The sequence below is a fragment of the Micromonospora sp. NPDC002411 genome, from assembly GCF_053592955.1.
The window spans coordinates 1-23,226 of record NZ_JBSFBM010000011.1; the positions used below are offsets into that span (position 1 = coordinate 1).

Annotated in this window: 21 protein-coding genes; 14 read left to right on the forward strand and 7 right to left on the reverse strand. The window is 69.3% G+C overall.

The genetic code is table 11. The features are described from left to right. The 4 genes from ACWCO3_RS02855 to ACWCO3_RS02870 form a co-directional block, all read left to right on the forward strand. Positions 1-407, forward strand: a 407-nt coding sequence (locus ACWCO3_RS02855; protein WP_450008174.1) for a sigma-70 family RNA polymerase sigma factor, incomplete at its 5' end; no start/stop codon positions are given. Positions 408-649: 242 nt separating this feature from the next. After that, the gene (locus tag ACWCO3_RS02860) at positions 650-1,240 is read left to right on the forward strand and encodes a hypothetical protein (protein ID WP_145780098.1); all 591 of its coding nucleotides are present in this window, start codon (positions 650-652) and stop codon (positions 1,238-1,240) included. Further along, positions 1,233-2,156, forward strand: coding sequence for a serine hydrolase (locus ACWCO3_RS02865; protein ID WP_145780099.1), 924 nt, complete (start codon positions 1,233-1,235; stop codon positions 2,154-2,156). The genes ACWCO3_RS02860 and ACWCO3_RS02865 overlap by 8 nt, the downstream gene beginning before the upstream one ends. A 211-nt stretch (positions 2,157-2,367) precedes the next feature. Continuing rightward, a complete protein-coding gene (locus ACWCO3_RS02870; RefSeq protein ID WP_145780100.1) occupies positions 2,368-3,117 on the forward strand; it encodes an alpha/beta fold hydrolase in 750 nt (249 codons plus the stop codon). Positions 3,118-3,368: 251 nt separating this feature from the next. Here ACWCO3_RS02870 and ACWCO3_RS02875 read toward each other — a convergent pair whose 3' ends face one another. The 3 genes from ACWCO3_RS02875 to ACWCO3_RS02885 all read right to left on the reverse strand — a co-directional run bounded on the left by ACWCO3_RS02875 (position 3,369) and on the right by ACWCO3_RS02885 (position 6,928). Then, on the reverse strand, positions 3,369-4,847 hold the full coding sequence (locus ACWCO3_RS02875) for an endo-1,4-beta-xylanase (protein WP_450008177.1): 1,479 nt from the start codon (positions 4,845-4,847) through the stop codon (positions 3,369-3,371). Between the two features lie 537 nt (positions 4,848-5,384). Then, positions 5,385-5,978: a lytic polysaccharide monooxygenase auxiliary activity family 9 protein gene (locus ACWCO3_RS02880; protein WP_145780103.1), complete on the reverse strand. Its 594-nt coding sequence runs from the start codon at positions 5,976-5,978 to the stop codon at positions 5,385-5,387. Positions 5,979-6,346: 368 nt separating this feature from the next. After that, on the reverse strand, positions 6,347-6,928 hold the full coding sequence (locus ACWCO3_RS02885; protein WP_450008179.1) for a hypothetical protein: 582 nt from the start codon (positions 6,926-6,928) through the stop codon (positions 6,347-6,349). A 701-nt stretch (positions 6,929-7,629) separates the two neighbouring features. Here ACWCO3_RS02885 and ACWCO3_RS02890 point away from each other — a divergent pair. The 5 genes from ACWCO3_RS02890 to ACWCO3_RS02910 all read left to right on the forward strand — a co-directional run bounded on the left by ACWCO3_RS02890 (position 7,630) and on the right by ACWCO3_RS02910 (position 14,560). Next, positions 7,630-10,542 (forward strand): AfsR/SARP family transcriptional regulator, encoded by a 2,913-nt coding sequence (locus ACWCO3_RS02890; RefSeq protein ID WP_450008181.1) that lies wholly within the window; start codon positions 7,630-7,632, stop codon positions 10,540-10,542. Between the two features lie 41 nt (positions 10,543-10,583). Next, entirely contained in the window at positions 10,584-12,002 is a 1,419-nt protein-coding gene (locus ACWCO3_RS02895) for an alpha/beta fold hydrolase (RefSeq protein WP_450008183.1), read from the forward strand. Between the two features lie 86 nt (positions 12,003-12,088). Continuing rightward, positions 12,089-12,760, forward strand: a complete 672-nt coding sequence (locus tag ACWCO3_RS02900) for a trimeric intracellular cation channel family protein (RefSeq protein ID WP_450008185.1) — start codon at positions 12,089-12,091, stop codon at positions 12,758-12,760. A gap of 37 nt (positions 12,761-12,797) precedes the next feature. Further along, positions 12,798-14,018, forward strand: a complete 1,221-nt coding sequence (locus ACWCO3_RS02905) for a M20 metallopeptidase family protein (RefSeq protein ID WP_450008187.1) — start codon at positions 12,798-12,800, stop codon at positions 14,016-14,018. 188 nt (positions 14,019-14,206) lie between these two features. Beyond that, a complete protein-coding gene (locus tag ACWCO3_RS02910) occupies positions 14,207-14,560 on the forward strand; it encodes a hypothetical protein (protein ID WP_145780108.1) in 354 nt (117 codons plus the stop codon). Positions 14,561-14,614: 54 nt separating this feature from the next. On the opposite strand, the gene ACWCO3_RS02915 is transcribed toward ACWCO3_RS02910, so the two are convergent. Continuing rightward, positions 14,615-15,097 carry a sigma-70 family RNA polymerase sigma factor gene (locus tag ACWCO3_RS02915; protein WP_167524813.1) on the reverse strand — a complete coding sequence of 161 codons (483 nt, stop codon included), beginning with the start codon at positions 15,095-15,097 and terminating at the stop codon, positions 14,615-14,617. A gap of 351 nt (positions 15,098-15,448) precedes the next feature. On the opposite strand from ACWCO3_RS02915, the gene ACWCO3_RS02920 reads away from it, so the two are divergent. Continuing rightward, positions 15,449-17,698 (forward strand): AAA family ATPase, encoded by a 2,250-nt coding sequence (locus tag ACWCO3_RS02920; RefSeq protein WP_450008190.1) that lies wholly within the window; start codon positions 15,449-15,451, stop codon positions 17,696-17,698. 47 nt (positions 17,699-17,745) lie between these two features. Continuing rightward, the gene (locus ACWCO3_RS02925; protein WP_145780111.1) at positions 17,746-18,483 is read left to right on the forward strand and encodes an alpha/beta fold hydrolase; all 738 of its coding nucleotides are present in this window, start codon (positions 17,746-17,748) and stop codon (positions 18,481-18,483) included. A 4-nt stretch (positions 18,484-18,487) separates the two neighbouring features. Here the strand turns inward: ACWCO3_RS02925 and ACWCO3_RS02930 are convergent, their stop codons facing one another. Further along, a complete protein-coding gene (locus tag ACWCO3_RS02930) occupies positions 18,488-19,003 on the reverse strand; it encodes a sigma-70 family RNA polymerase sigma factor (protein ID WP_145780112.1) in 516 nt (171 codons plus the stop codon). 175 nt (positions 19,004-19,178) lie between these two features. On the opposite strand from ACWCO3_RS02930, the gene ACWCO3_RS02935 reads away from it, so the two are divergent. The 3 genes from ACWCO3_RS02935 to ACWCO3_RS02945 all read left to right on the forward strand — a co-directional run bounded on the left by ACWCO3_RS02935 (position 19,179) and on the right by ACWCO3_RS02945 (position 21,957). Beyond that, entirely contained in the window at positions 19,179-19,847 is a 669-nt protein-coding gene (locus ACWCO3_RS02935) for a GntR family transcriptional regulator (RefSeq protein ID WP_450008192.1), read from the forward strand. A 155-nt stretch (positions 19,848-20,002) separates the two neighbouring features. Beyond that, positions 20,003-20,914 carry a 2-hydroxyacid dehydrogenase gene (locus ACWCO3_RS02940; RefSeq protein WP_145780114.1) on the forward strand — a complete coding sequence of 304 codons (912 nt, stop codon included), beginning with the start codon at positions 20,003-20,005 and terminating at the stop codon, positions 20,912-20,914. Between the two features lie 107 nt (positions 20,915-21,021). Then, entirely contained in the window at positions 21,022-21,957 is a 936-nt protein-coding gene (locus ACWCO3_RS02945) for a DUF1996 domain-containing protein (protein ID WP_145780115.1), read from the forward strand. A gap of 12 nt (positions 21,958-21,969) precedes the next feature. Here the strand turns inward: ACWCO3_RS02945 and ACWCO3_RS02950 are convergent, their stop codons facing one another. After that, complete coding sequence (locus ACWCO3_RS02950; protein WP_357928770.1) at positions 21,970-22,413, reverse strand: DUF4333 domain-containing protein; 444 nt, start codon at positions 22,411-22,413, stop codon at positions 21,970-21,972. Between the two features lie 17 nt (positions 22,414-22,430). Further along, positions 22,431-23,135, reverse strand: a complete 705-nt coding sequence (locus tag ACWCO3_RS02955; RefSeq protein WP_244311641.1) for a COG4315 family predicted lipoprotein — start codon at positions 23,133-23,135, stop codon at positions 22,431-22,433. Positions 23,136-23,226: the final 91 nt, after the last annotated feature.

A 23,226-nucleotide genomic window follows, 5' to 3' on the forward strand; every position in this document is an offset into this window, starting at 1 on the left:
AGGACCTCACCCAGACGACGCTGGCCAAGGTGTACGCCAACTGGAGCCGGGTCCGCCGGGCCGACGACCCCCACGCGTACGCCCGCAAGGTACTGCTGCGCTGCATGATCGACCAGCAGCGGCGTCGTTCCAGCCGCGAGTTGGCGATGTCGGCGCCGCCGGATCGGGGCGAGGAACATCCGGCCGAGCTGCGTATGACGTTGCTGGACGCGGTCGCCACCCTGCCGTTACGGGATCGGGCGATCATCGTCCTGCGCTACTGGGACGACCTGAGCGTGGAGGCAACTGCCGAGGTGGTGGGCGTCTCCACCGCCGTCGTCAAGAGCCAGAGCATGCGCTCCCTCGACCGCCTGCGCCAGTTGCTCGGCGAGACCCGTTCCGAGTTGTTCGCCGAGGAACGCCATTGACCGGTCCCGTCTGCGGCCGGGGTGCGACGGCTCCGAGGGCTCCGGGGTCGAACGGCACCCGCCGCTTCGGTGAAGCGGCGGCGAGCGTGCCACTCGTCGCCGTCCGAGGCGTGACCTGCGGTGGCAACTATCTGCGTTGGGGAGGTTCCGTGTCCGTATCGAGCAGCGGGGCGTGCCGAGGCCGGAGTCGCGGCAGAGGTCGCGGCTCGATCGCTGTCGTACCGGTGGTCCTGTCGGCGTTGGTGGTGATGGCCACCGGGTGTCAACGGTCGGAGCCCGGCGCCGACCCCGACGAGCGACACACCGCGAGCGCTGAGCCGGGCGGTCCGGGCATGCTGCTGGGGGCGGGGGATTTGGGTTCGAACTGGCACGAGGACGACGTTCGTGCCGGTCTGCCGCCCTGGCCGTGGGAACAGAACGACTGCCCCGACTATCAGAGCAGCGACTACGCGGCGAAGTCGCACCGACTCGCCGCCTCGGAGCGCTACTACCGGCCGTCGGACGGCTCGTCGTTGGCCCACCACGTGGTGGAGACGTACGAACCGGGGTGGGCCGAGCGGAATGTCGATGACGTTCGTCGGGTCCTGCAGCGGTGCGCGAGTTACCTGGTCCAAGGGGCGCGCGTTTCCTTCGAGGTCGTCGATCCCCGCTATCTGGGGGACGCCGGCATCCTCATCCGCGGCCGCATCGAGCGCGCCGGCAGGCCGAATACCGTCACGTACGTCGTGATGCTGAGACGAGGCGAGACGGTCTCGACGGTCCGGGTGCCCGAGCTGGGGAGCCAGGCTGCGCTGGATTCGATCGCGGCGAAGGCGGTGGCCCGTCTTGGCTGAGCGGGGAGGTCGGCAGCTGCCACGCCGTTGGGTCCTCTCCGCGGTCACCATGTCTCTGGCGGGTGTCGCGACGGCTGCCTTCGGTGCCACACGCGCTCGCGACGGCGGGGGAGCCGGCCCGTCGCACGGTCCTTCTCCGGCCAGTCCGATCCCCACGACACCGGCCATCGACCGGGTCGCCGAGGCGCGGACGCGTATCGAGGCCTACGTGGAGCGGTACGACGGTCACCTGGCGGTGGCGGCACTGGATCGACAGGGCACGGCTGCGGTGGCGGTCGGTGCCAAACGGTTCGAGACGGCCAGCATCGTCAAGGTCGACATCCTCGCGGCCCTGCTGCTGCGCCAGAAACCGGCGGGCAAGGCCCTGAGTTCCGACACCAGGCGACTGGCCGAAGCCATGATCGTGTCCAGTGACAACGATGCGGCGGTGGCGCTGTGGCAGCGGATCGACGGCTCGCGCGGCCTCACCGCCGCGAACCGCGCACTCGGTCTGCGGGAGACCAGGCCCAGTTCACACTGGGGCCTCACCACGACCACGGCTGCCGACCAGCTCCGTCTGCTGACCGCGTTGACATCGCCGACGGGACCGTTGACCCCGCAGGACCGTACCTTCGTCATGGGCCTCATGAAAAAGGTGATCCCCGAGCAGCGATGGGGAGTCACCGCCGGGCGGGAGCCGGGCAGTGCTTCCGTGTACGTCAAGAACGGTTGGGACACCGCTGACGTCGACGGTGGTCGCTGGCTCGTCAACAGCATCGGACGGATCGTCGAGGCCCGTCATGACTGGCTGATCGCCGTACTCTCCGACCACCACGTCAGTCAGAAGGAGGGCATCCGCGTCGTCGAGCAGGCCGCCACCTACGTGCTCAAGGAGATGCGCGCCGCCACCGCTGGCGACGGTTCGTCGCAGGGTTAGCTCTCCGCCCCTGGGTAGCGGCCCGCCGAGCGGCTTTCGGATTTCGCTGACAGAGGTCTCATCCGTGCTGGATATTGGTGCTGTACCGCCCTCCGAGGCCCGGATCCCGGGCCGTCACGGGGCTGCGAGTGAGACACCCCGTCGAACGTCCACGCCGCCTACGCACGTGTGGTGACGTCAGCGGCAGGGGGCTTCCGAAAGGTGATGCCGAATGACCGCTGCACCTGACTCGCCCGGCCAGAAGGCAGGGCTGCCCACTGTTGTGTTCGTCCATGGGGCGTTCGCCGATTCGTCGAGCTGGAACGGGGTGATCGCCAACCTCAAGCGTCGAGGCTACCCGGCCATGGCCGTCGCCAACCCGCTGCGTGACGTGCAGCAGGACGCCGCCTATGTTCGTTCCGTCGTGGACAGCATCGAGGGTCCGGTCGTCATGGTCGCTCATTCCTATGGCGGAATCGTGATAACCGAGGCTGCGGATGGTGCCGCGAACGTGAAGGCTCTGGTGTACGTCGCCAGCGTCAGCCCGGACGTCGGCGAAAGCGTGCTCGACCTGATCTCGAAGTATCCCGGGAGTGAACTCGGTACCTCCATCAAGATGGTTCCGTTCCGTCTTCCCGACGGGTCGACGTCCATGGAGCAGTACATCGAAACGGACAAGTTCCCGGCGGTGTTCGCCGCCGACGTCGACCCCGACCTCGCTGCGCTGATGGCGGTCACGCAGCGGCCCGCCGCGCAGAGCGCCCAGACGGGATCCGTGACCAAGACTGCCTGGAAGTCCATCCCGTCGTGGACCCTGATCAGCAAGCAGGACAAGGGCATTCCGCCGGACCTGCAACGGTTCATGGCCGACCGGGCCGGGTCCACCACGATCGAGGTCGACGGGTCCCACGCCGTGGCGGTCTCTCAACCAGGCCAGGTCGCCGACCTCATCGACACCGCCGCCCGCGCGACCGCCGGCTAGGTGCCCTTCTCGATCACCTCGTCGATCGCAAGGACGGCGGGCGGTCGTGACGACGCCGTGCGGTGATCAGACGACCGGAGCGTCAAGCAGAGTGCGGTCACCGTCGAAGCCGTGGTTCAGCGGTACGAGCGGGCGGACCCGGCGTTCACGCCGAGCCCGCCCACTTCAGTGCGCCTGTTCAGGGATCTCGTCCTCGAACGTGCCGACCTGCACGCCCTCGGACACGTCGTTCGCCGGGCGCGGCATGGTCGTCATGCGAGAGGCGTGACCCGGAATTGCTGGTTGGTCTGGCTGTGGCAGTCGTAGAGCTGGATCTGGGCGCCGTTGGCCGTGCTCCAGACGTCCAGGCATCGACCGGACTGCACGTTGCTGATGGTGCCGTTGGAGTTGACGTTCCACTGTTGGTTGGTCTGGCTGTGGCAGCTGTAGATCTGCACCGCTGCCCCGTTGCCGGTGCCTGCCGCGTCGAGGCACATGTTGCCGTACACCTGGAGTTGTTTGCCCGAGGTGTAGGTCCAGGCCTGGTTGGTCTGCTTGTTGCAGTCGTAGAGCTGCACTCTGGTGCCGTTGGTGGTGGCCGCGTTCGGCACGTCGACGCACCGGCCGGACTGCGCGCCGACGATCTCGCTGGCCGAGCCCGGTGGGACGGTGGGGGTGGGGCCCGGCGTGGTGGGCGTGGGGGTGGTGCCGGGGCCCGCGCTGTTCAGCGCCTCCAGGGTGGCCGTGTAGGCGGCCTTTTTGTTGCCGTTGCACTCGAAGAGCAGCGGGGTGCCACCGGAGCGCCACGAGTCGCAGTCCCGCACGCCCCAGACCGTGAGCCCGTTGCAGCGAGCCACGGCGAGACAGTCGTTGACCACGCTGCGGTAGGTGTTGGCCTGCGTCGTGCCCGAGCCCTCGATGTCCAACTCGGTGATCTGCACGTCCACCCCGAGGGCGGCGAAGCTCGACAGCGTCGTGCGGTAGTTGCTGTTGTACGGCGAGTTGGCGTTGAAGTGCGACTGGAACCCGACGCAGTCGATCGGCACGCCACGCGACTTGAAGTCGCGCACCATGTTGTACACGGCCTGGGTCTTGGCCCAGGTCCAGTTGTCGGTGTTGTAGTCGTTGTAGCAGAGCTTCGCGTCCGGGTCCGCCGCGTCGGCGGCACGGAAAGCCGCCTCGATCCAGTCGTTGCCGGTGCGCTGGAGGTTCGAGTTACGACGGGCCCCGCTGTTGCCGTCCTCGAACGCCTCGTTCACCACGTCCCACGAGTAGATCTTGCCCTTGTAGTAGCCGGCCACGCGGCTGACGTGGTTGAGCATCGCGCTGCGCAGCGCGGAGCCTTCCATGCTCTGCATCCAGCCGGGCTGCTGCGAATACCAGGCCAGGGTGTGGCCGCGGACCTTCCAGCCTCGGGAGAGCGCGTGGTTCACGATCCGGTCCGCGTTGCCGAAGGTGAAGTTGTTCTGCTGCGGCTCGGTCGCGTCGATCTTCATTTCGTTCTCGGGAGTGATGCTGTTGAACTCCCGATTCAGGATCGTCGTGTACGCGCTGTCGTTGAGCTTGTTCGCGGCGACGGCGGCACCGAAGTACCGGCCGGACTGGGCCGCGGCGGCTCCGAGGGTGGTCTCGGCGGCCTGGGCGAGGTTGGGCAGCAGCGATACGACCAGGGCCGCAACTATCGCAGCAGTTCCGGAAAGTACGAGCGTTCTTGCTCGGAAACGTCGGGTGGGACGGGTCCGGGGAGCCATGGTGATCCTCCAGTGGTGGGATGGGGAACATCTGTCGCTGGTCGGGTGGAACGGCCTCTTCGGACGGTGGCGGTGCCGATGTCGAGCTCGTCTGACCGGGCTGGGCGTGACATCGGGCGTTCACCTTGGCTGAGTCGGTTGGAGCGACCTGACCAGCGGATAGAGGGTTGCGATGGGTGGGCCCGGTCGCCTGGCCGATGTGGTGGCGGGCGCTGGGCGCGGCTGCACGGTGGGTGTTGCCACGGGACGGTGGGTGGCTCGGTGGTCGGTGTGGCACCTCCAGCGGGAAAATGATCATGTTAACGTTCACACTCATCGATGGCCTTCAGGCTGGCAGAAAATTCCAGGGATATCAACCGGTAGTTTCGGGCCTGTTGCGATCTGGCGGCTGGGCTGCGGATCTCTGGCCGCGCAACGACAAGGACGCCTGACCTCAAGATGTGGTCAGGCGTCGGCCCTGCTCGGGTGCTGCGACGCCGGATGCGCTCCGGCCCAGGACGCCAAACGCCCTGGGCCGGAGTGTTGCCGCGTCGCTGATCAGGCGATTCTGATGTCGCTGCACCACATGTAGGTCTGGTCCATGTGGGACGCCTTCCAGATCACGAACAGGATGTGGTTCCCGCTGCGTCCGGACGCCGAGACGTTGAACGAGATGTTCTGCGCCGGCGCGTACCGCCCGGTCGTCGCGACCAGGTCGAGGTTGCCCCAGCCGAGCTGCTGCGTGGCCGGGTTGAAGCCCTGCTTGGTGACGTACACCCGGAAGTAGTCAGCTCCGTGGCTGGCCTGGTCGTACAGCTGGACAGTGAAGTTGCTGCTGACGGTCGTCGCCTTCCAGGCTCCCAACTGGTTGAGGGAGTTGTTCCGGGAGAGGCCGTTGCTGCACAGCTGTCCGTCCGGGGTGCGGGCCTGGAACTGGCCGGCGAGGCCATCGCGCAGCTGGCTCATCCAGTTCCACATGGTGTCGGGGTTGGACTGGAAGGCCTGGTAACACATCGGGTCCTGCTGCTGCATGGCCGGGTTCATGTGCTGGTTGCCCCAGGTCTTCCAGCACTGATAGGCCCGACTCGCCGGGTTGATGATCGTGCCGTGAGCCTGGGCGGCCCCGGTGAACGGCAGCGTGCCGACCACCATCGCGAACAGCAGGACGAGCGCTTGGAGCGACCGACGGATGGTTGACCGGGACGGTCCGCCGGATTGACCTAACTGGTGTGAACGCACTGTTCATCCTCCGTTCGTTGGTGCGGGGGGTGGGGGTGGGAACGCTCCCAAGGCCACTGTTGCATTAATAGATGTAAATATCAATGTTGATCTACCTATAGTCGGATGTGGATCGAGCTGTCCGTAATCGTCGGATCAATGGCGGGTCTGTGCACGAGGTCCGCAGCTGCGGCATCGCCCGCGCAGGCATCCACCGCGGTGCCCGGAAAGTCAGCTCACGGCTTGGCGGCTCCGCGCCCGGCGGCCGGTCGTGTGTGGGAGCGACGCCCTGCGCGGCGTGGTCAGAGTCCGGCTGCCGCGTCGTACCGGCGACGCTGGTCGGCCATCTCCGCGGCCGTCAGCGCCTCCTCCTGCGCCACCGTCGCGTACTTGGGCGGGAACATCTGCCGCAGCCGGTCGATGAACCTGACGTCCTCGGTCGCCTCGACCACCTGGATGCCCGGAGGGTCGGAGGACATGTCCATGATCACCGGACCGGCCAGTTTGACGGCCACGTCCCAGGGGCGCTTCCGCTCGGCGACCCCGCAGAGGTGGAAGCCGTAGACCGTCTGCACGTCGGCGAGTGTGGTCACCTCGGCCGGCTCGTAGCCGTAGACGCGGACGCCGCAGATCACTGGCGGCTTCTCCTCCCCGGCGGTCACCTGCTGGGCGCTGTGCCCGGCGTGGTTGTGCTGCCCCGGGTCCACCCGTTCGAGCGTCGTACGCATCCGGGCCACGATCTGCGCCTGCAGATCCGCCGGCTCCGCCTTCGAGTCGGAGCGGTTGACCAGTACGGCCGTGCCGGCCGACGTCGCCAACAGGATCACCGCCACCCACACCAGGCGGTGTCGGTACCACCCCGCGAAACTCTGTCGGGAAATCATGACTGCTTCTCACCTCGTCGCCGGTTCTGATGCGCTGGCAGGCCGAATCGGATGCGGCCGGCGGATCGGACGTCGAGCGCGTCGGCCGCCGGGGACACGTACCGGGGGTTCTGACGACGGGCGGGGTCGCCAGCCGGCAGGACGCCCGTCGTCGTGGAGATGGCCCGGCGGTGCGGCAAGCGAGCGCCTGCCCAAACGGCGCGCTGCCGGCACTGCGATGCTCCCGTGCATGCCGTTCCCAGCACGGTTGCCCCCGCGCTGCGGCGATATGAGCCATTCCAACACGTCTGAAGGCGTTCTGGCAACATCGACGAGCGTCAGTGTTGGTGTGGCCTGGTCGCCCTCGCCGAGGACTGTCCGCGCGACACCGGTTCGTGGAAGACCGTGGTGACGGCCACAGCCGCGATGCTTCTGATTGGCGGCGACGCCATTATGCAATATATTGCACGATGCGGGCTGGATTTTGGTAAGGGAAGCCGGTCCGGGGAGAGGGAGTGGGCGATGCGGCCCGGACAGGGACGCGTCGCGATGTGACCCACGCCATGAACAGCCCGTTCAGCCCGGGGTTACGCCTCCCGAATGTGTGTCACGCCGAACGGCGGACTGGGCGCGCACCGTCGAACGACGCCAGACGTCGGTGTGCCGGGCGGCACCGGAAGATCTCACGACAGTTCCCAGGTGGACGAAGGAGGGTTGGGATCGTGACCGTCACCCATGACGACGAGACACCACTGTGTTTCGGCGTGCTCGGGCCCGTGCGGGTCTGGCGCAAGGGCGAGCAGGTGGATCTCGGTCCTCGCCAACAACGTCTGATCCTGGGTCTGCTGCTGGCCAACGCCGGACAACCCGTCAGCGTCGGCGAGATCATCGAGGTGGTGTGGGGGCAGCATCCGCCGCAGAGCGCCGTGAACGTCGTGCACCGGTACGTAGGCGCACTGCGGCGTCTGTTCGAGCCCGGTCTTCCGGCGAGATCCGCTGGACGATGGCTGCTGGGCGACGCCGCCGGATATCGGATGCAGGTCGACGCCGGCAACCTGGACCTGCTGAGACTGCGTTCCCTGGCCGACCAAGCCAGGTCGGACGGGGGCGCCGGACGGTTCGCCGAGGCGATGTCGGCCTACGAGGAGGCGCTCGGCCTGTGGCGTGGTCCGTGCGGCGGGGCGTCGAAGCTCGGCGCCAACGATCACCTCGCGTTCAGCGTCGTCGACCATGAGTGCGCGGACCTGGCCCGCGAGGCCACCTCGCTGGCACTGCGGCTGGAACGAGCCCGATCAGTCCTTCCCGTGTTGCGCTGCGTGGCGGACCACCGTCCGTGGGACGAGGCACTGCAGGCCCAGCTCCTCCTCGCGTTGTCCGCCGACGGGCAGCAGGCCGAGGCCATCGCGCTGTTCCAGAATGTCCGCCGTCGACTCGCCGAGGAGTTGGGCGTGGATCCGGGGGAGGAGTTGCGCGAGGCGTACCAGGTGGTGCTGCGGCAGAACGCCGCCGGAACCACTGCGTCGGTCGCCGACGAGCCCTCGTCCCCGAGCCCACACTCGGGCCGAGTGCAGATCGCCCGTGCGCCGTCGCTCACCGAAGTGCTGCCCGCCCAGTTGCCGGCCGACCTTCCGCACTTCACCGGCCGGGACGACGCGCAGCGCCGCACCCTCAGCCTGGTCAATGGTCACGTGTTGACGCAGGCGTCGATGCCGGTGCTCGCCATCGACGGGATCCCCGGCATCGGGAAGACCTCCCTCGCCATCCACCTCGCCCACCAGTTGGCCGACGCGTACCCGGATGGGCAGTTGTACGTCGATCTCCAGGGCTTCGACCCCGAGCAGTCCCTGCTGCATCCCGCCGAAGCCCTTCAGGGCTTCCTCAATGCCCTCGGCGTCGCGGACGCCGACATGCCGGCGAGCCAGCACGCCCGGTCCGGCCTGTATCGCAGTGTCCTGGCCAGCCGCCGAATCCTCGTCGTGCTGGACAACGCCCACAGCGTCGAGCAGGTACGTTCCCTGCTGCCGGGCGCTCCCGGCTGCCTGGTGCTCGTCACCAGCCGTAAGCGCCTCACCGGGCTGGCCACGGCGCACGGCGCCCACCTGATGACGCTCGACGTCCTGTCGCAGGAGGACGCGCGAAGCTTCCTGACCGCTCGGATCGGGACGGCGCGAACATCTGCGGACCTGCCGGCCCTGGACGAGATCATCGAGCGCTGCGGGCGGCTCCCGCTGGCGCTCGCTGTGGTCGCCGGCCGGGCCCTGTCCCATCCGGATCACTCGCTGACCGCCATCGCCCGGGAACTACGAGACGCCCAGGGCAGCCTGGACGGCTTCTCCGACATGAGCGACGACATCCGGGCGATCTTCTCGTGGTCGTACCGGATGCTCGGTGCCCGCGCGGCCCGCATGTTCCGGCTGCTGTCGCTCCAGCCCGTTCCGGACGTCACTGTCCCCGCGATGGCCAGTCTCGCCGGCGTGCCAGTGGGCGAGGCGCGGCTGCTCGTCTGCGAACTGGTGGGGACCGGGCTGATCGTCGAACACACACCGGGCCGCTTCACCACGCACGACCTCGTCTGGGCCTACGCGCGAGAGCTGGTCCACCTGCACGAGGACGACGAGGCCAGGGAGCAGGCATCGCGCCGGCTCGTCCAGCACTACCAGCAGACGGCGTACGCGGCCAGCCGGCTACTGGCCCCCGGGCAGGCGTTGGACCCGCCGAAGGCGATGGACACGGTGGCCGTCGGACAGTTGGCCGGCGCCACGGAGGCAGTCGCCTGGCTGAACGCCGACCGACACGTCCTCAAGGCAGTGGTCCACCGCCAGATCGAAGACGGGGATGTGGCGTCGGCCTGGCAGTTGGCGATGAGCCTGCAGATTTTCTATCAGCGCGAGGGCTGGTGGCAGGACTGGGTCACTGTCGCACGGGCATGTCTGCGGGCGGTCACCACCGCCGGTGACGCCATCGGCCGTGCGCACATGGTGTGGAGCCTCGCCGGCGCCGAGCATGCGCTCGGTGACGACGACACCGCGGCGCGTCTCCTGCGGCAGGCGCTGGACCTCTACAACGGGCTGGGGTATCGGTCGGAGCAGGCGCTGGTGTACCGCGATCTCGGTCAGGTCAGCTCCACGCAGGAGAACTACCGCGATGCCGTGGCCTACCACGAGCGGGCTCTGCGCCTCGTCGAGTCGTTGGAGGATTTGCCCAACCAGGTGTCCGTTTTGTGTTGTCTCGCCACCGCCTACTCCGGTCTCGGTCGGCACGACGCCAGCGCGGACCTGGTCGGACGGGCCCTGTCGATCGCCGAGGCGCTCGGTGACCTCGACGGCCAGGGGCTGTGTCACGAGACCCTGGCCCACGGCCGCCGGGTCGGAGGTGACCTGTCGGGCGCGCTGGTGGGCATGAAGCGCGCGGCTGCCGTGTACCGGCAGGCCGGGTCGCGCATGAACAGGGTCGGGTGTCTGGTGCACCTCGGCGACGTCGCGCTGGCAGTGGACGACCGGGTCGGCGCCCGCGAGGCGTGGCAGGAGGCACTCGATCTGGTTCGCCATCTCAGCGTGCCGCAGGTGGCCGACATCCGCGATCGCCTGGACCGCCTTGATGCGGATACGGCGGCCCGAGCCCTGGTCCGGCGCTGAACTTCACGGCCGCGATTCCGTTCGAGGTATGGATGGAAGGGGTGACCGGTGATACTCGACCTCGACGACCCCGCGGCGGCATCCTGCTCTACGACGGGTGGTTGGGCATCTTCGGTGGTTCACCGTCCGCGGAGGTCAGCCTTCCCAGCATCGGTCAGGTCAACGCCTTCCCGGTCGACGTGGACTGGACGTGGACGCCGACCGAGGGTCTGATCGTGGCGAACGACGTGCTGGGTGGCGTCTTCTTCCTCAACGGCCTACGGCCGGCCGCAGGGCGGCCCGGTGTGCCCGGCGAGGTCATCTACTTCGATCCACGGTCCTTGGACTGGACCAGGATGAGGCTGTCCCACCGCGAGTGGCTGACCTGGTCGGTGTCCGGTGAACTGCCGCACTTCTACGACGGCCTGTTGTGGCCGCGGTGGCGGGAGGACGTGGCGGCGTTGCGTTCCGACCAGGGGATCGCCGTACTCCCGTCGTTCTGGAACGGAACGGCACCGGCAACCGGCATGACCCGGACGATCCTCCCCATGGCGGACATCCTGACCTTCCAATTCGACGCCGCCAGGCGAAGGGGCCGGAGTCTTGCTGGCGCTTTCAGCCGTTACTCGGTCGAACGAGCGGCCGATCACAGGTCCGAGCATCCTTGTTGCGATACTCCGCATGCAATATACTGCACACTGGAGCCGGTGGTTGCCGGTTCGTACAGGACCCCGCCCGGGGTGAGCCGGCGCGGCGACGGAAGGGGAAACCTCATGAGCACCAACGGTCGAGGAATCGAGAACGTCGTGCTGGTGCACGGCGCGTTCGCCGACGGTTCGGGCTGGCGCGGTGTGTACGACAAGCTGACGACCCTGGGCTACCGGGTCACGATCGTGCAGAACCCGCTCACCTCGCTGGAGGACGACGTCGCGGCGACCACGAGGGTGCTCGACAGGCAGAACGGCCCGACGATTCTCGTCGGCCACTCCTGGGGCGGCACGGTCATCACCGAGGCGGGAGTTCACCCGAACGTCGCTGGACTGGTCTACGTGTCCGCGCTGGCACCGGACGCGGGTGAGACCACCGCCCAGCAGTACGAGGGATTCGGCCCGACACCCGACTTCGTCATCGACGTCGCCGAGGACGGATACGGGTTCCTCAACCCCGACACGTTCAAGGCCGGGTTCGCCGCGGACGCCAGCGACACCGACGCCGCCTTCCTGCGTGACTCGCAGGTGCCGGTCAACATGGCGGCCTTCTCGACGCCGGTGAAGAACGCCGCCTGGCGCGACAAGCCGAGCTGGGCCGTCATCGCGTCCGACGACCGGGCCTTCGACCAGGCGATGCTGCAGCACATGGCCACGCGCATCAAGGCGAAGATCACCAACGTCGCGGCCAGCCACGCCCTCTTCGCGACGCAGCCCGGCGTCGTCTCCGACGTGATCGTCACCGCCGCGCAGAACGCCGGCGGCGCTCGCTGACGCACCACCACCCCTGACCCAGGGCCGGCTCGCACGTACCGCACCACCGCGAGCCGGCCCCCGAGCTACCCGGAGCGTGACGCCGCATGTCCAGCACGACGTTCCAGGTGGCACTGTGGATCGAACTCCTCGCCGCGGGCCTCGGCGGCCTTCAGGGCGCCCTGTTCGCCGCGGGAGAGAGGCATCGCCGCATCGACCTGCTCGGCGTCATCGTCATCGGGCTCGCCGTCGCGCTCGGAGGAAGCCTCCTGCGTGACGTCGTGCTCAACCAGCCGCCCGTCGTGATCTGGAAGAACTGGTACCTGCTGGTGGCCGGGGCCTCGGCGGTCCTGGGCATGCTGCCACAGCCGGCGCTGGCGCGAGCCGACTGGCTGATCACCGTGCTGGACGCGGTCGTCATGGGGCTGTTCGGCGCGATCGGGGCCTCGAAGGCGTTGTCTCTCGGCGTCGGCGAAGCCGGGGCGCTGGTCGTGGGAGTCATCGGAGCCATCGGGGGCGGCATGCTGCGCGACGTCATCCTGAGCCTGCCGATCTCCTTCCTCCAGGTCGGCACCCTCTATGCCGTCGCCGCCGGGGCCGGTGCCGGTGCACTCGTCCTGCTCACCGCCTTCGGCACACCGATTCTGGTCGCGGGTCTCGTCTGCGTGGTCGTGACCACGTCCGTCCGTCTGGCCGCCGTCCGCTTCGGCTGGACGTTCCCCGAGCAGCGCGCGGTACGCCCGCGACGCCCTCAACCCGTGAAGACACCCGCTGAGTGACCGACTCACCGGCCACCGACCAGGAGACCGACCCGCCGTGACCAACCAAGACCACGTCAACGTCCTGCGCGAGACCGCACACAGGCTCCAACCAGAGCTGGTCCGTCTGCGACGGGACCTGCACGCGTACCCCGAGACCGGTCTCCACCTGCCGCGTACGCAGGCGGCCGTCATCGAGTCGATCGACGGCCTGGGGCTGGAAGTGTCCCGCGGCGCCGGGCTGACATCGGTGACGGCGGTCCTGCGCGGCGGCCGACCCGGCCCGGCGGTCCTGCTGCGCGCGGACATGGACGCGCTGCCGCAGACCGAGGCGACCGGCCTGGAGTACGCGAGCCGCACGCCCGGCACGATGCACGCGTGCGGGCACGACCTGCACACCGCCGCCCTGGTCGGTGCGGCCCGCACCCTCGCTGAGCACCGCGACCTGCTGGCCGGCGACGTCGTGTTCATGTTCCAGCCCGGCGAGGAGGGGTGGGACGGCGCCGCCCGGATGATCGACGAGGGGGTGCTCGATGCCGCCGGTTCCCGGGTACGGGCGGCATACGGCCTGCACGTGCGCTCCTACGGGACCTCTCGGGGCGTCTTCCGCAGCCGACCAGGCACCCTCATGGGCGGCGTCGACGCGCTCACCGTGACGGTGAACGGAAAGGGCGGCCACGCGTCGATGCCGCACCTGGCCAACGATCCGATCCCGGTGGCCGCGCAGATCATCACGTCCATCCCCGCGATGCTCACCCGCACCTTCGACCCGTTCGATCCGGTCGTCGTCACGATCACGACGATGCAGGCGAGCGCCGGGTCGAACATCATTCCCGAGCAGGCCGAGCTCACCGGCACGATCCGCACGTTCTCGGAAGCGAACCGCGCGCGGGTCAGAGCCGAACTCAACCGGTTGTGCGAGTCGGTGGCCCAGGCGTACGGGACGACAGCCGAGGCCGCCTACGAGGACGGGTACCCGGTGACGGTGAACGACGCCGACGAGTACGAGTTTGCCGCCGCGGTGGTACGGGACGCGCTGGGCCCCGACCGGTTCCAGCCGATGGCCACGCCCATCGCCGCTGCGGAGGACTTCTCCCGCGTGCTGAACCAGGTGCCGGGGTGCTACCTCCACCTCGGAGCGAGCGCCGCCGCCGACCCGGCGACCGCCGCGACCAACCACAGCCCACACGCCGTCTTCGACGACTCGGTCCTGGCCGACGCGTCATTCGTCCTCGCCGAACTCGCCCGACGTGCCCTCGACCGTCTCGCCGCGACCTGACCGCAGGTCCACAGCTGCTACGGATGGGGCGCGCCGAAATTCAATCCGACATCGGTAATTTTCTGTCTGTCTAGTCACGGCATCGAATGGTTGTTCCCCACGGCCCCGCGAGTGACGCTGTTGGTGGCGTGCGGGACGGGCTTTCGGCCCCGTTTCCCCGCATGGACTCAACTCGGGAGGGTGCCACCATGGGTAAGAGGATTCGTGTCGTCGCGGGTTTGACCGTGGCCAGTGTCGCGGCGATGGTCGGAATGCAGGCTCAGCCGGCACTGGCCGTCGACGTACCGGAAACGGGGCTGAGCATTTTCGAGGGCACCTTCGCTCGCTCGGTCCTCTACGTGGCCGAACCCGACGGTAGTTGCCTGGCGATGCCGCCGACGGCGGACTCACTCACCGGCGAGCGCACCATCGAACAGGTCAGCGCGTTCACCGGTCCCAATTGCACGGGTGACCAGTGGAATCTCGGCACGTTCCGAACCTTCAAGGCCGGGAAGTACCAGTCGTTCCGCGCGTACATGTTCGACCGCCCGCTGGGCTCCTGAGCCATCCTGGTAGTCCGCCGGCTCGTCCGGGTGCCCGCACCCTGGCGAGCCGGCTCACTCGTTGATGAGGGCGTTGCGAAGGTACTGCGTGGCGTAGTGCGCGCGGGACTTGACGGTGCCGACCGGAACGCGCAGCCGAGCGGCGGTCTCATCGAGGGTGTGCCCCTTGACGTACAACTCCGTGAGCACGGACCGGTGGTCGGTGCTGAGTCGACCGATGGCGCGTCGCATCGTGACCGTGGCGATGGCCGTGTTCGCCGCCTCGCTCCCGAAGCCTGCGGGTTCGGTGTCGAGGAGGCTCACCTCGGCCGGTCGGGCCTGTCGCTTGCGGTGCGCGTCGATGGCCAGCCGCCGGGCCACAGCGAACAACCAGCGCCGCTGCGACTCGGGCTCGGTCGGCACCGTGTCGAGCTTGCGCCAGGCACGCAGCATGGTCTCCTGAAGCAGATCCTCGGCGGTGTGGCCGACGCCGGGGGACACGAATCCGCGCAGAAAGTAGAGCAGGGCGCTGCCGTTGTTCCGGTGAATGTCGCGCATATGTTCCTCGACGCGGCAGGTCGGATGTGGCGTGGCAGATTCGTCGTGCGTGCGAAGCTCGGGCCCAATGGTGCTCGCCGCTCTGGTCATGATTCTTCCCGGTAGAAGTCCAGCAGGTCAGATCAGAGCGTACAGAGAGGGAGTGGAAATCTACTTCATTGCTAGTTACGTCGAATTTGAGGAGTTACTTCCCTGCCATATCAAAGACGGTGGAGAATGTGCTGCAAACATAATCGGAAAGCCGACCGTACGTCCAATCCTCCGATTGCGGACCTTGTCCCGATGCCTCAGTCGTCTGGTGGCGAGAAGAGTCGACAGGGCAGGCCCAGCAGCAGCACCTACCCTCAGGAGATGATCGGTCGTCGCCGTGAGCTCGCCGCCGTCCGACGGCTGCTGGACGGCGCGGTCGCCGGTAGGGGCGGGTGCCTGATCGTCGTCGGACCGCCGGGGTCGGGAAAGACCGCGCTCGGCGACGCGGCGGCGGAGCTCGCCCGGCAGCGTGGCCTGCCGGTGGATCGGACGGCGACAGCCGACGGAGCCGGCCCCCGGCTGGTGATCCTGGACGACCTCGGCCAGACCGCGACGGAGGCCGACCTCGACCGGTTGGTACGCGGCGGCGCAGCGGTCCTGGCCACCACGGTCCTGGCCACCACGGTCGAGGCGAGGCACCCCTGCCAGCACCTGTATCTCGCCCCACTGACCGAAGCGGAACTGGCTGCCGCCCTGCCGGGGATGCCGATCGGCACTGTGCACGCGGTCTGGTTGCTCACCGCCGGCTGGCCCGGGCCGGCTCTCGACCTCGCGGCGGCCGTGCCGCCCGGAGCCGGCGAGGACGCCGTCGTCGAGTTTGCCCTCACCTCGCCTTCGCGAGGTCAGTTCCTCGCCCTCGACACGGGGCTGATCCGGCTGCTTGAGGACGCTGCGTCGCGTGCGCTGCCGCCGGCCACCCGGGCTCGCGTGCTGGCGCGGCTTGCCGGAGAGATGCTCGGCGACCCGTCCGCCCCGGCCCGACGGCGGGAACTCGTCGACGAGGCGGTTCGGCTCGCCAGGGACTCCGACGACCCGGGGACCCTCGCCGAGGTGTTGGACGGGCGACTGCACGCGTTGTGGGATCCGGCCGCCGCCGACGAGCGTCTGTCCACGGCGTCCCAGATCATCGACCTGTCCCGCCGGGCCGGGGATGCCGTCCTCGAACGGCGAGGGCTGTTCTGGCGTTTCGTCGCGCTGGCCGAACTCGGCGACCTGGACGCGGCCGAAGCCGCTCTGGTGGCGTACGCCCGGGCGGGGGAGCGGGACGGCGACCCCGAGGCCGCGGTCATCGCCCTGTCCCGGCACGCCGTTCTGGCGCTGGTCCGGGGCCGCTTCGCGCTTGCGGAGGCGCTTGCCGTCGAGGTGACCGAGACGGGGCGGCGGGTCGGCCTGGCAGACGCCTACCGGCTGACCGCGTCGGTGCGGGGTCGACTGGCCCTTCTGCGCGGCGACGCGGCAGGCGAGGTCGAGACGTTGCGCGCGCTCGCGCGGCGACTGCCCGGACACTTCTTCGAGGTGACCGCCGCCCGTGCTCTGGCGGAGTCAGGAGAGGTCACCGAGGCCCTGCTGGAAGTGGATCGCCTGCTGCCGTCGGTGCTGGCGGGCGCGGGTCCCCGCTGGCTCGGCGCGGTGGCCGACCTGGCCTTCGTCGCCTCGTTCGGCGCAGCGCCGACTGCCGCTGAGGCCCTCTACGATGCTCTCCTTCCCTACGCCGGTCGCCTGGTGGTCTGGGGCGGGGCAAACACGATCGCGGGGCCGGTCGACGACTATCTGGGGCGTCTGGCCGCCCGGCTCGGGCGGTCCGACCAAGCGCGGGCGCACTTCGACAGGGCTGTCGCCCAGGAGGAGAGGCTCGGTGCCCTGCCGTGGCTGGCGGCCACCCTCGCAGCCCGTGGGGATCGGGCGCAGGCGGCATCGATAGCGGAAGGGCTCGGCCTGCCGGTACCCGCCGGCCCGCCGGGGTTGTCCGACGAGACAGCGCCCCCGAAGGCGGCGGACGGCTCACCGGCCGCCGACGCCGAGCCGAGCGCCGACGTGTGGAGACTGGGACGCGACGGCGACGACTGGATCATCGACGCCGGTACGGAGCATGCCCGCCTTCGTGACGTCAGGGGTCTGCACTTCCTGCGTGCCCTCCTGGCCGCACCCGGCCAGGAGATCGCCGCGCTGGATCTGGCCGCCGGCGGCGCCGGCCTCGTGGCGCCCGCGCCCGAACCGGTGCTCGACACCGCAGCCCGCGCGGCGTACCGCAAACGGCTCGACGACCTCGCGCGTCAGATGGACGTGGCAGACCGCACCGGCGACGTCGAACTCGCCGCGACGTTCGCGGCGGAGAGGAGCGCGCTGCTGGCTGAACTGCGGCGGGCTGCCGGCCTGGGGGGTCGGACCCGCTCGCACAGCGCCGAAGCGGAACGAGCCCGGGTCAACGCGACACGTGCCCTGCGGGCGGTGCTCACCAGGCTGGAGCCGGTCGCTCCCATCGTGGCGGCGCACCTGCGGGCGTCGGTACACACCGGCAGCTACTTCCGCTATCAGCCCGCAGCCGGTGGGCCGGCGCGCTGGCAGCTGTGACCGGGGCCACGCACGATTCGTTCAGTGCGTGGTTACGCCGAACGGGTATGTCATCTCCAATCGTTCTGCTTCACGGACTCACCTTCGATCGGCGGCACTGGGACCCGCTGCGTCGCGAACTTGCGGTCCTGCAACCGGACCGCAAGGTCCTCGCCCTGGACCTGCCGGGCCATGGCGACGCGCCACCCCGCGCGTCGTACGACCTGCGCGAGGTTGCCGAGCTCCTGCACAGTCAGATCACCTCGGCGGGTCTGACCCGGCCGCCGACGGTGGTGGGTCACTCCGTGGGCGGTGTGATCGCCACGATCTACGCCGCTCGCTATCCCACGAGCGCCGTCGTCAACCTGGACCAGTTCCTGCTGCCGGGCCCCTTCGGCGACGTCGTACGGGCGGCGGAGCCGGAGCTGCGTGGCCCCGAATGGCGCGCCGTCTGGGAGCGCATGGTGGCCGGCATGGGGATCGAGTCGCTACGAGGCGAGGCGCGGCACCTCGCGGAGACCGCCACCGCACCGAGGCGCGATCTGCTGCTGGGTTACTGGAACGAGCTTCTGCACGGCGACGACGGGCAGATCGCCGTCGATCGCGAGGCGGATCTGCGGACGATCGCCGACCGGGGCGTCGGTTACCGGTGGGTGACCGGCGCGCAGCCGCCAGCTCCCTATGTCGAGTGGTTGACCGCGGCCCTGCCGACGGCCGTCGTCACGGTGCTGCCCGGTGGTCACCTGCCACACCTGGAACACCCGGCCCAGGTCGCTCGACTGCTGTACCAGGACGATCGGTCATGAGCACTCAGTCGAGGACCGCTTCCCGCAGGGATCGGACGGCGTAGTGAAGCCGCGAGCGGACCGTTCCTACTGGTATCCCGAGACGCGCGGCGACCTCCGGGGCGGGACGGTTCTCGATGAGAACCTCCATCAGTACTTCGTGGTGCTCCCGGCTGAGATTTTGCACGGCCTCGCTCAGCGCGACGTTCGCGAGGGCCTCGGAGGCGGTCGAGTCGTCCGCGGTCACGCCGTCGGCTGACGGTGTCGCTTCGAGGGGTCGTGCGCGCGTGCGGCGGTAGTGGTCGATGACCAGGTGCCGGGCCACCGTGAACAACCATCGTCGGCCGGTCTGTTCGTTCGCCGTGAGGGCGGTCGGGTTGCTCCGCCAGGCCCGGATCATCGTTTCCTGGACCAGATCTTCGGTGCTCTGGTCGACGTCGAGGGTCATCCTCGACACGAAACGGGTCAGCGGCGCGCAGTGCGTGGCCACCAGGTGCCGCATCTGCGCGTCGCTGTCGCCGGGTTGCGCCGTGGGTGACATGGAACAGCGCTTTCCCCTCCGTCGGTGACGAACCACTCGCGCGGCTCGTCACCGAACCTTGGTAGAGCTGACTGACATATGTGTGATGCACGAGTGACAGGGGTGCAATCGTGCCCGGTGGGGTATGGCGTGTGACTCGTTGACAGTGGCTTCGACGCGGTGTGTAATATGTTGCATGCCGATTCCCGAGCGTCAGGGTGTCATCCCGCGAGCCCTGTTGAGGGAAAACGCATACGTGTCGATCCGTGACGCAATTGTCGACGGCACTCTGGCGCCGGGGGAACGACTCAACGACGCGGATCTGGCTCAGTGGCTGGGTGTGAGCCGCACTCCGGTGCGCGAGGCGCTCGCCCGGCTCGAGGAGGCCAGCCTCGTCCAGACCAAACCCGGCCGTTACACCATGGTCACCCCGTTGGACGTCCAGGCCGCGAGGGCTGCCCAGTCGGTCACCGCAGCGATGCACGAGCTGGCCGTACGCCAGGCGGTGCCCAATCTGTCCGCGGACGAGATCGAAGCCATGCGGGCGGCCAACCGACGGTTCGCGGCAGCTCTGCAGGCGGGCGATGTCGACGCCGCCATCGCCTCGGACGACGAATTCCACGGCGTCGCGGTAACGGCCGCCGCCAATTCGGCCATCCGTTCCGTGCTGGAGCAGTTCACGCCGATGCTGCGACGGCTCGAACGCCTCCGCTTCTCGTCAGTGCACGGGCGCGATTCCGTGGCACAGCACCAACGCATCATCGATTTGTGTGAGGCCCACGAGGTGGAGCGAGCCGCAGTGGCCGCCCGGGACAATTGGCTCAGCCTGGATCCGCTCTTCGAGTGCGAGGCGCCCTCGGAGTAAAGCGTCTCCGGTCCGCCACGACCGCCTCATCCGCCCCAGCCGTCCCCGGCCCGATGTGACCTGCGCCGCGGCGTCGAACACGGGCTGCGGGATGACGTTGTACCTGATGAGCGGCGGTACACGCGCGCGGCCACCCGCACGATCGGAGACGCCCGGTGAAGATTTGGCTCCCACACAAGCTCGGCCTGACCTACCTGCACGACCTGCCGGCGGAGGTCGAGATCGAGGTGGCGGACGACCCGGCCGCCCTGCCCTCGGACCCCGAAACGGTCACCTTCTTCGTTCCGACACTGCTGGACCAGCCGCAGTTCCACGACGTCGTGCCACGGATGCGCGCACTGGAGGTCCTGCAGCTGCCGAGCGCGGGCTCCGACGGGTGGCTCCACCTGACACCACCGACAACGGTGATCTGCGACGCCCGTGGGCTGCACAGCGCGGCGACCGCCGAGTGGGTGCTGGCAGCCACCCTGGCGCAGCTCCGTCACCTGCCCTCCCTGCACTCGGCGCAGCTCGACGGCGTCTGGAAGCCGCAGCCGGGTGTCGACCTGAGCGGCCGGCGCGTACTGCTGATCGGCGCGGGCTCGGTGGGCGCAGCCGTCGCCCGGCGCTTGGAACCCTTCGAGGTCGACCTGACCGTCGTGGCACGGACAGCGCGGCCGGCGGAGGGCGTACGCGGCGTCGCCGACCTGCCCGTGCTGCTTCCCCGGGCCGATGTGGTGATCGTCGTGGTGCCGTTGACCGCCGCGACCCGGCACCTGGTCGACAGCGAGTTCCTGGCTGCCCTGCCTGACGGGGCGCTTCTGGTGAACGCCTCGCGTGGCCCGGTGGTGGACACCACGGCGCTGCTCGGGGAACTGTCGTCGGGCCGGCTGCGCGCCGCGCTCGACGTGACCGATCCCGAGCCCCTTCCGGACGGCCACCCCCTCTGGCGGGAGGCGAACGCTCTGATCACCCCACATGTCGGCGCGATCACCGAAGGGCTCACCGACCGCGTGTACCGGCTGGTGCGCGACCAGGTCGACAGGTACCTCGCCGGAGAACCCCTCGCCAACCGTGTCGACCGCTGAACCGGGCGCGTCCGGCGGAGCGACTGGCCCAACCTGACCACGGCCCACCGAGTTGGGCGACGGGAGTGTGAACTGTGCCGCAGGACGTTCGAGCGGGTGGCGAGCGCGTGACGGCGCGGCGGCGCGCCCTCACCGTGACGCTGACACTGGAACTGGTGCTGGTCGCGCTCGGCTGCGGCCTGGCATGGCAGAGCGAGACTGGCGGCGGAAGGCGACCGACGACGGCCACCAACCTCGTCGACATGAACCTCGTCCCGCCCGGCCCCGCCGCACCGGGCGCGGCAACCGGCACTTACACCTGGGACTGTGGCCGAAACGAGAACGGCCACCGCAACACCGCGAACATCGTGATGGCACCCGGCTTTCCCGGGCAGCCGCACCACGTACACGACTACGTCGGCAACCTCTCCACCGCCGTCGGCTCGACGCCGCAGACCCTCGCAGCGGCACTCTCGACCTGCCGCAACGGTGACCTGTCGACGTACTTCTGGCCGGTGCTGCGCACCACCGGCCACACCGGCCACGACGGCCCGATTCAGGTGCCGGTCGAGGTGACCCTCACCTTCTCCGGCAACCCCCGGGGAACCGTCGTGCCGATGCCGCAGCAGCTGGCCGGCACGGTCGGGGACGCCGTGGCCATCACCAACGGGGGCCGGAACGTGGCGGCGACCTGGACGTGCTCAAGCACCGCGGAGCGGCGCACCACGGAGTACCCCCGATGCCCCGCCGGCGACCGGGTGCAGCGGATGTACGACTTTCCGAGCTGTTGGGACGGCCTGCGGACGGACAGCGAGAGCCACCGTGCGCACCTCGTCTTCCCGTCCCCGGACGGCTCGTGCCCGCGCAACACCTTCCCGGTGCCCCGGCTCCGACTGACCCTCGGGTACGACATTCCGCCGGCTGCCGCGTTCCGGATCGACGCCTTCGACGGCCAGCGCAACAGCCCGCTGACCGATCACGCATTCTTCGTCAACCTGATGCCGGAGCCGCTGATGGCGACTGTCGTCGACTGCCTCAACAATGGACGGACCTGCCAGGACTGACCCGGGCACACCTCACTGCGGCCGGCCGACCTCGAACCGGCCGTCGGAGGACAACACCGTGACGGTGACGGTCTTTGGCACGCCGGCCACCTGGGCGGAGCAGGAGAAGCGGCTGCCCACCTCGACCGACCGGCCCGGTGGGCAGGCGACGAGGTCCGCGTCGAGCTGGTAGTCGTCGCGCAGCACCGACAGCACCCCCTGCTGCAGGGCCGCCGTGTCGAAGACCTTCGTGACGAAGAAGCCGGGCCAGACCAGTCCGAGTACCGCGACCAGCGCCACCACGGCCACCACCGGGCCGACGACGGCGATCAGGAGTCTCCGGGAGACCCACCGTCGACGTTCGACGGGTGGGCGTGACCCGGTGGAGTCCGGCCCCCACTGCGCCGGAGGTGCCGGCGCCCACCGAGGGGCGGGAGTCGGGAAGTCGCCGTCGGCGCCCGCGTACGGGTTCGTCATCGTCGTCTCCTCCGGGCTCAGCTGGCGGCCGTGGTGGGGGTACCGGGCAGCGGCCTGGTGCGCTCGCCGGTCGGGCTGATCGCGAACCAGGTGCCTCCGACCCCCTGACCCTTGACGTCACCCGGCGCGGCGTCCTGCGCGAACAGGTAGACCGGCCAGCCGCCGATGGTCACCTGGCAGGTGCCGTCGGCCCGCTCCACGTAACCGACGAGCTTCGGGTTGATCCCGCTCGGGTAGATCTGCCCCGGCGACCTGACGAGCAGCGGAGGCCACATCGTCGCGCACTCACCGTTGCAGTTCGACGTCGACGGCTTGGCCCTGTCCTTGTCGAACCGGTACAGCGTCCGACCCTGCCCGTCGGCGACGTACGTGCCGATCTCGGCGGACGCGGTCCCGTTGAGCTGGACGACGGTGCTGCCCCGTCCCGTGTCCGGCGCGGGTGAGAGCGCGACGTCGGACGGGCCGCTGTAGATCCGTACGCGACCCTGGGTCTTCGCCACCGTCGGCGCGGCGAGCGGCGTCGCCGGAGCCTCGATCACCTCCGGCGGGGTGCCGGCCTCGGCTGTCGAACTCGGCGTCGGCTGCGCGGCCGTGGGGGCCGTCGTCGGGGCGGCCGCCGTGGCCGGCGCTGCCGGCCCGGTCACCTCGTCGCCGCACGCGCCCAGGGCCGCCAGGCTGGCCAGTGCGATCGCGCTCAGCGCGACCCGGCTGTGCACAAGCATCTCTGCTCCACCTCGTGTTCGGGGAGGACCACGCCCATCCGCGCGGTCCGGCATCCACACGAAGCGGTCGGCGAACTGGTTCACCGTCGAG

Excerpts from the sequence above, each read along its gene's own strand:
- ACWCO3_RS02870 (WP_145780100.1), top strand. The coding sequence starts at position 2,368 with ATGACCGCTGCACCTGACTCGCCCGGCCAGAAGGCAGGGCTGCCCACT.
- ACWCO3_RS02875 (WP_450008177.1), bottom strand. The coding sequence starts at position 4,847 with ATGGCTCCCCGGACCCGTCCCACCCGACGTTTCCGAGCAAGAACGCTC.
- ACWCO3_RS02880 (WP_145780103.1), bottom strand. The coding sequence starts at position 5,978 with ATGGTGGTCGGCACGCTGCCGTTCACCGGGGCCGCCCAGGCTCACGGC.
- ACWCO3_RS02885 (WP_450008179.1), bottom strand. The coding sequence starts at position 6,928 with ATGATTTCCCGACAGAGTTTCGCGGGGTGGTACCGACACCGCCTGGTG.
- ACWCO3_RS02900 (WP_450008185.1), top strand. The coding sequence starts at position 12,089 with ATGTCCAGCACGACGTTCCAGGTGGCACTGTGGATCGAACTCCTCGCC.
- ACWCO3_RS02910 (WP_145780108.1), top strand. The coding sequence starts at position 14,207 with ATGGGTAAGAGGATTCGTGTCGTCGCGGGTTTGACCGTGGCCAGTGTC.
- ACWCO3_RS02915 (WP_167524813.1), bottom strand. The coding sequence starts at position 15,097 with ATGCGCGACATTCACCGGAACAACGGCAGCGCCCTGCTCTACTTTCTG.
- ACWCO3_RS02920 (WP_450008190.1), top strand. The coding sequence starts at position 15,449 with ATGATCGGTCGTCGCCGTGAGCTCGCCGCCGTCCGACGGCTGCTGGAC.
- ACWCO3_RS02925 (WP_145780111.1), top strand. The coding sequence starts at position 17,746 with ATGTCATCTCCAATCGTTCTGCTTCACGGACTCACCTTCGATCGGCGG.
- ACWCO3_RS02930 (WP_145780112.1), bottom strand. The coding sequence starts at position 19,003 with ATGTCACCCACGGCGCAACCCGGCGACAGCGACGCGCAGATGCGGCAC.
- ACWCO3_RS02935 (WP_450008192.1), top strand. The coding sequence starts at position 19,179 with ATGCCGATTCCCGAGCGTCAGGGTGTCATCCCGCGAGCCCTGTTGAGG.
- ACWCO3_RS02950 (WP_357928770.1), bottom strand. The coding sequence starts at position 22,413 with ATGACGAACCCGTACGCGGGCGCCGACGGCGACTTCCCGACTCCCGCC.
- ACWCO3_RS02955 (WP_244311641.1), bottom strand. The coding sequence starts at position 23,135 with ATGCTTGTGCACAGCCGGGTCGCGCTGAGCGCGATCGCACTGGCCAGC.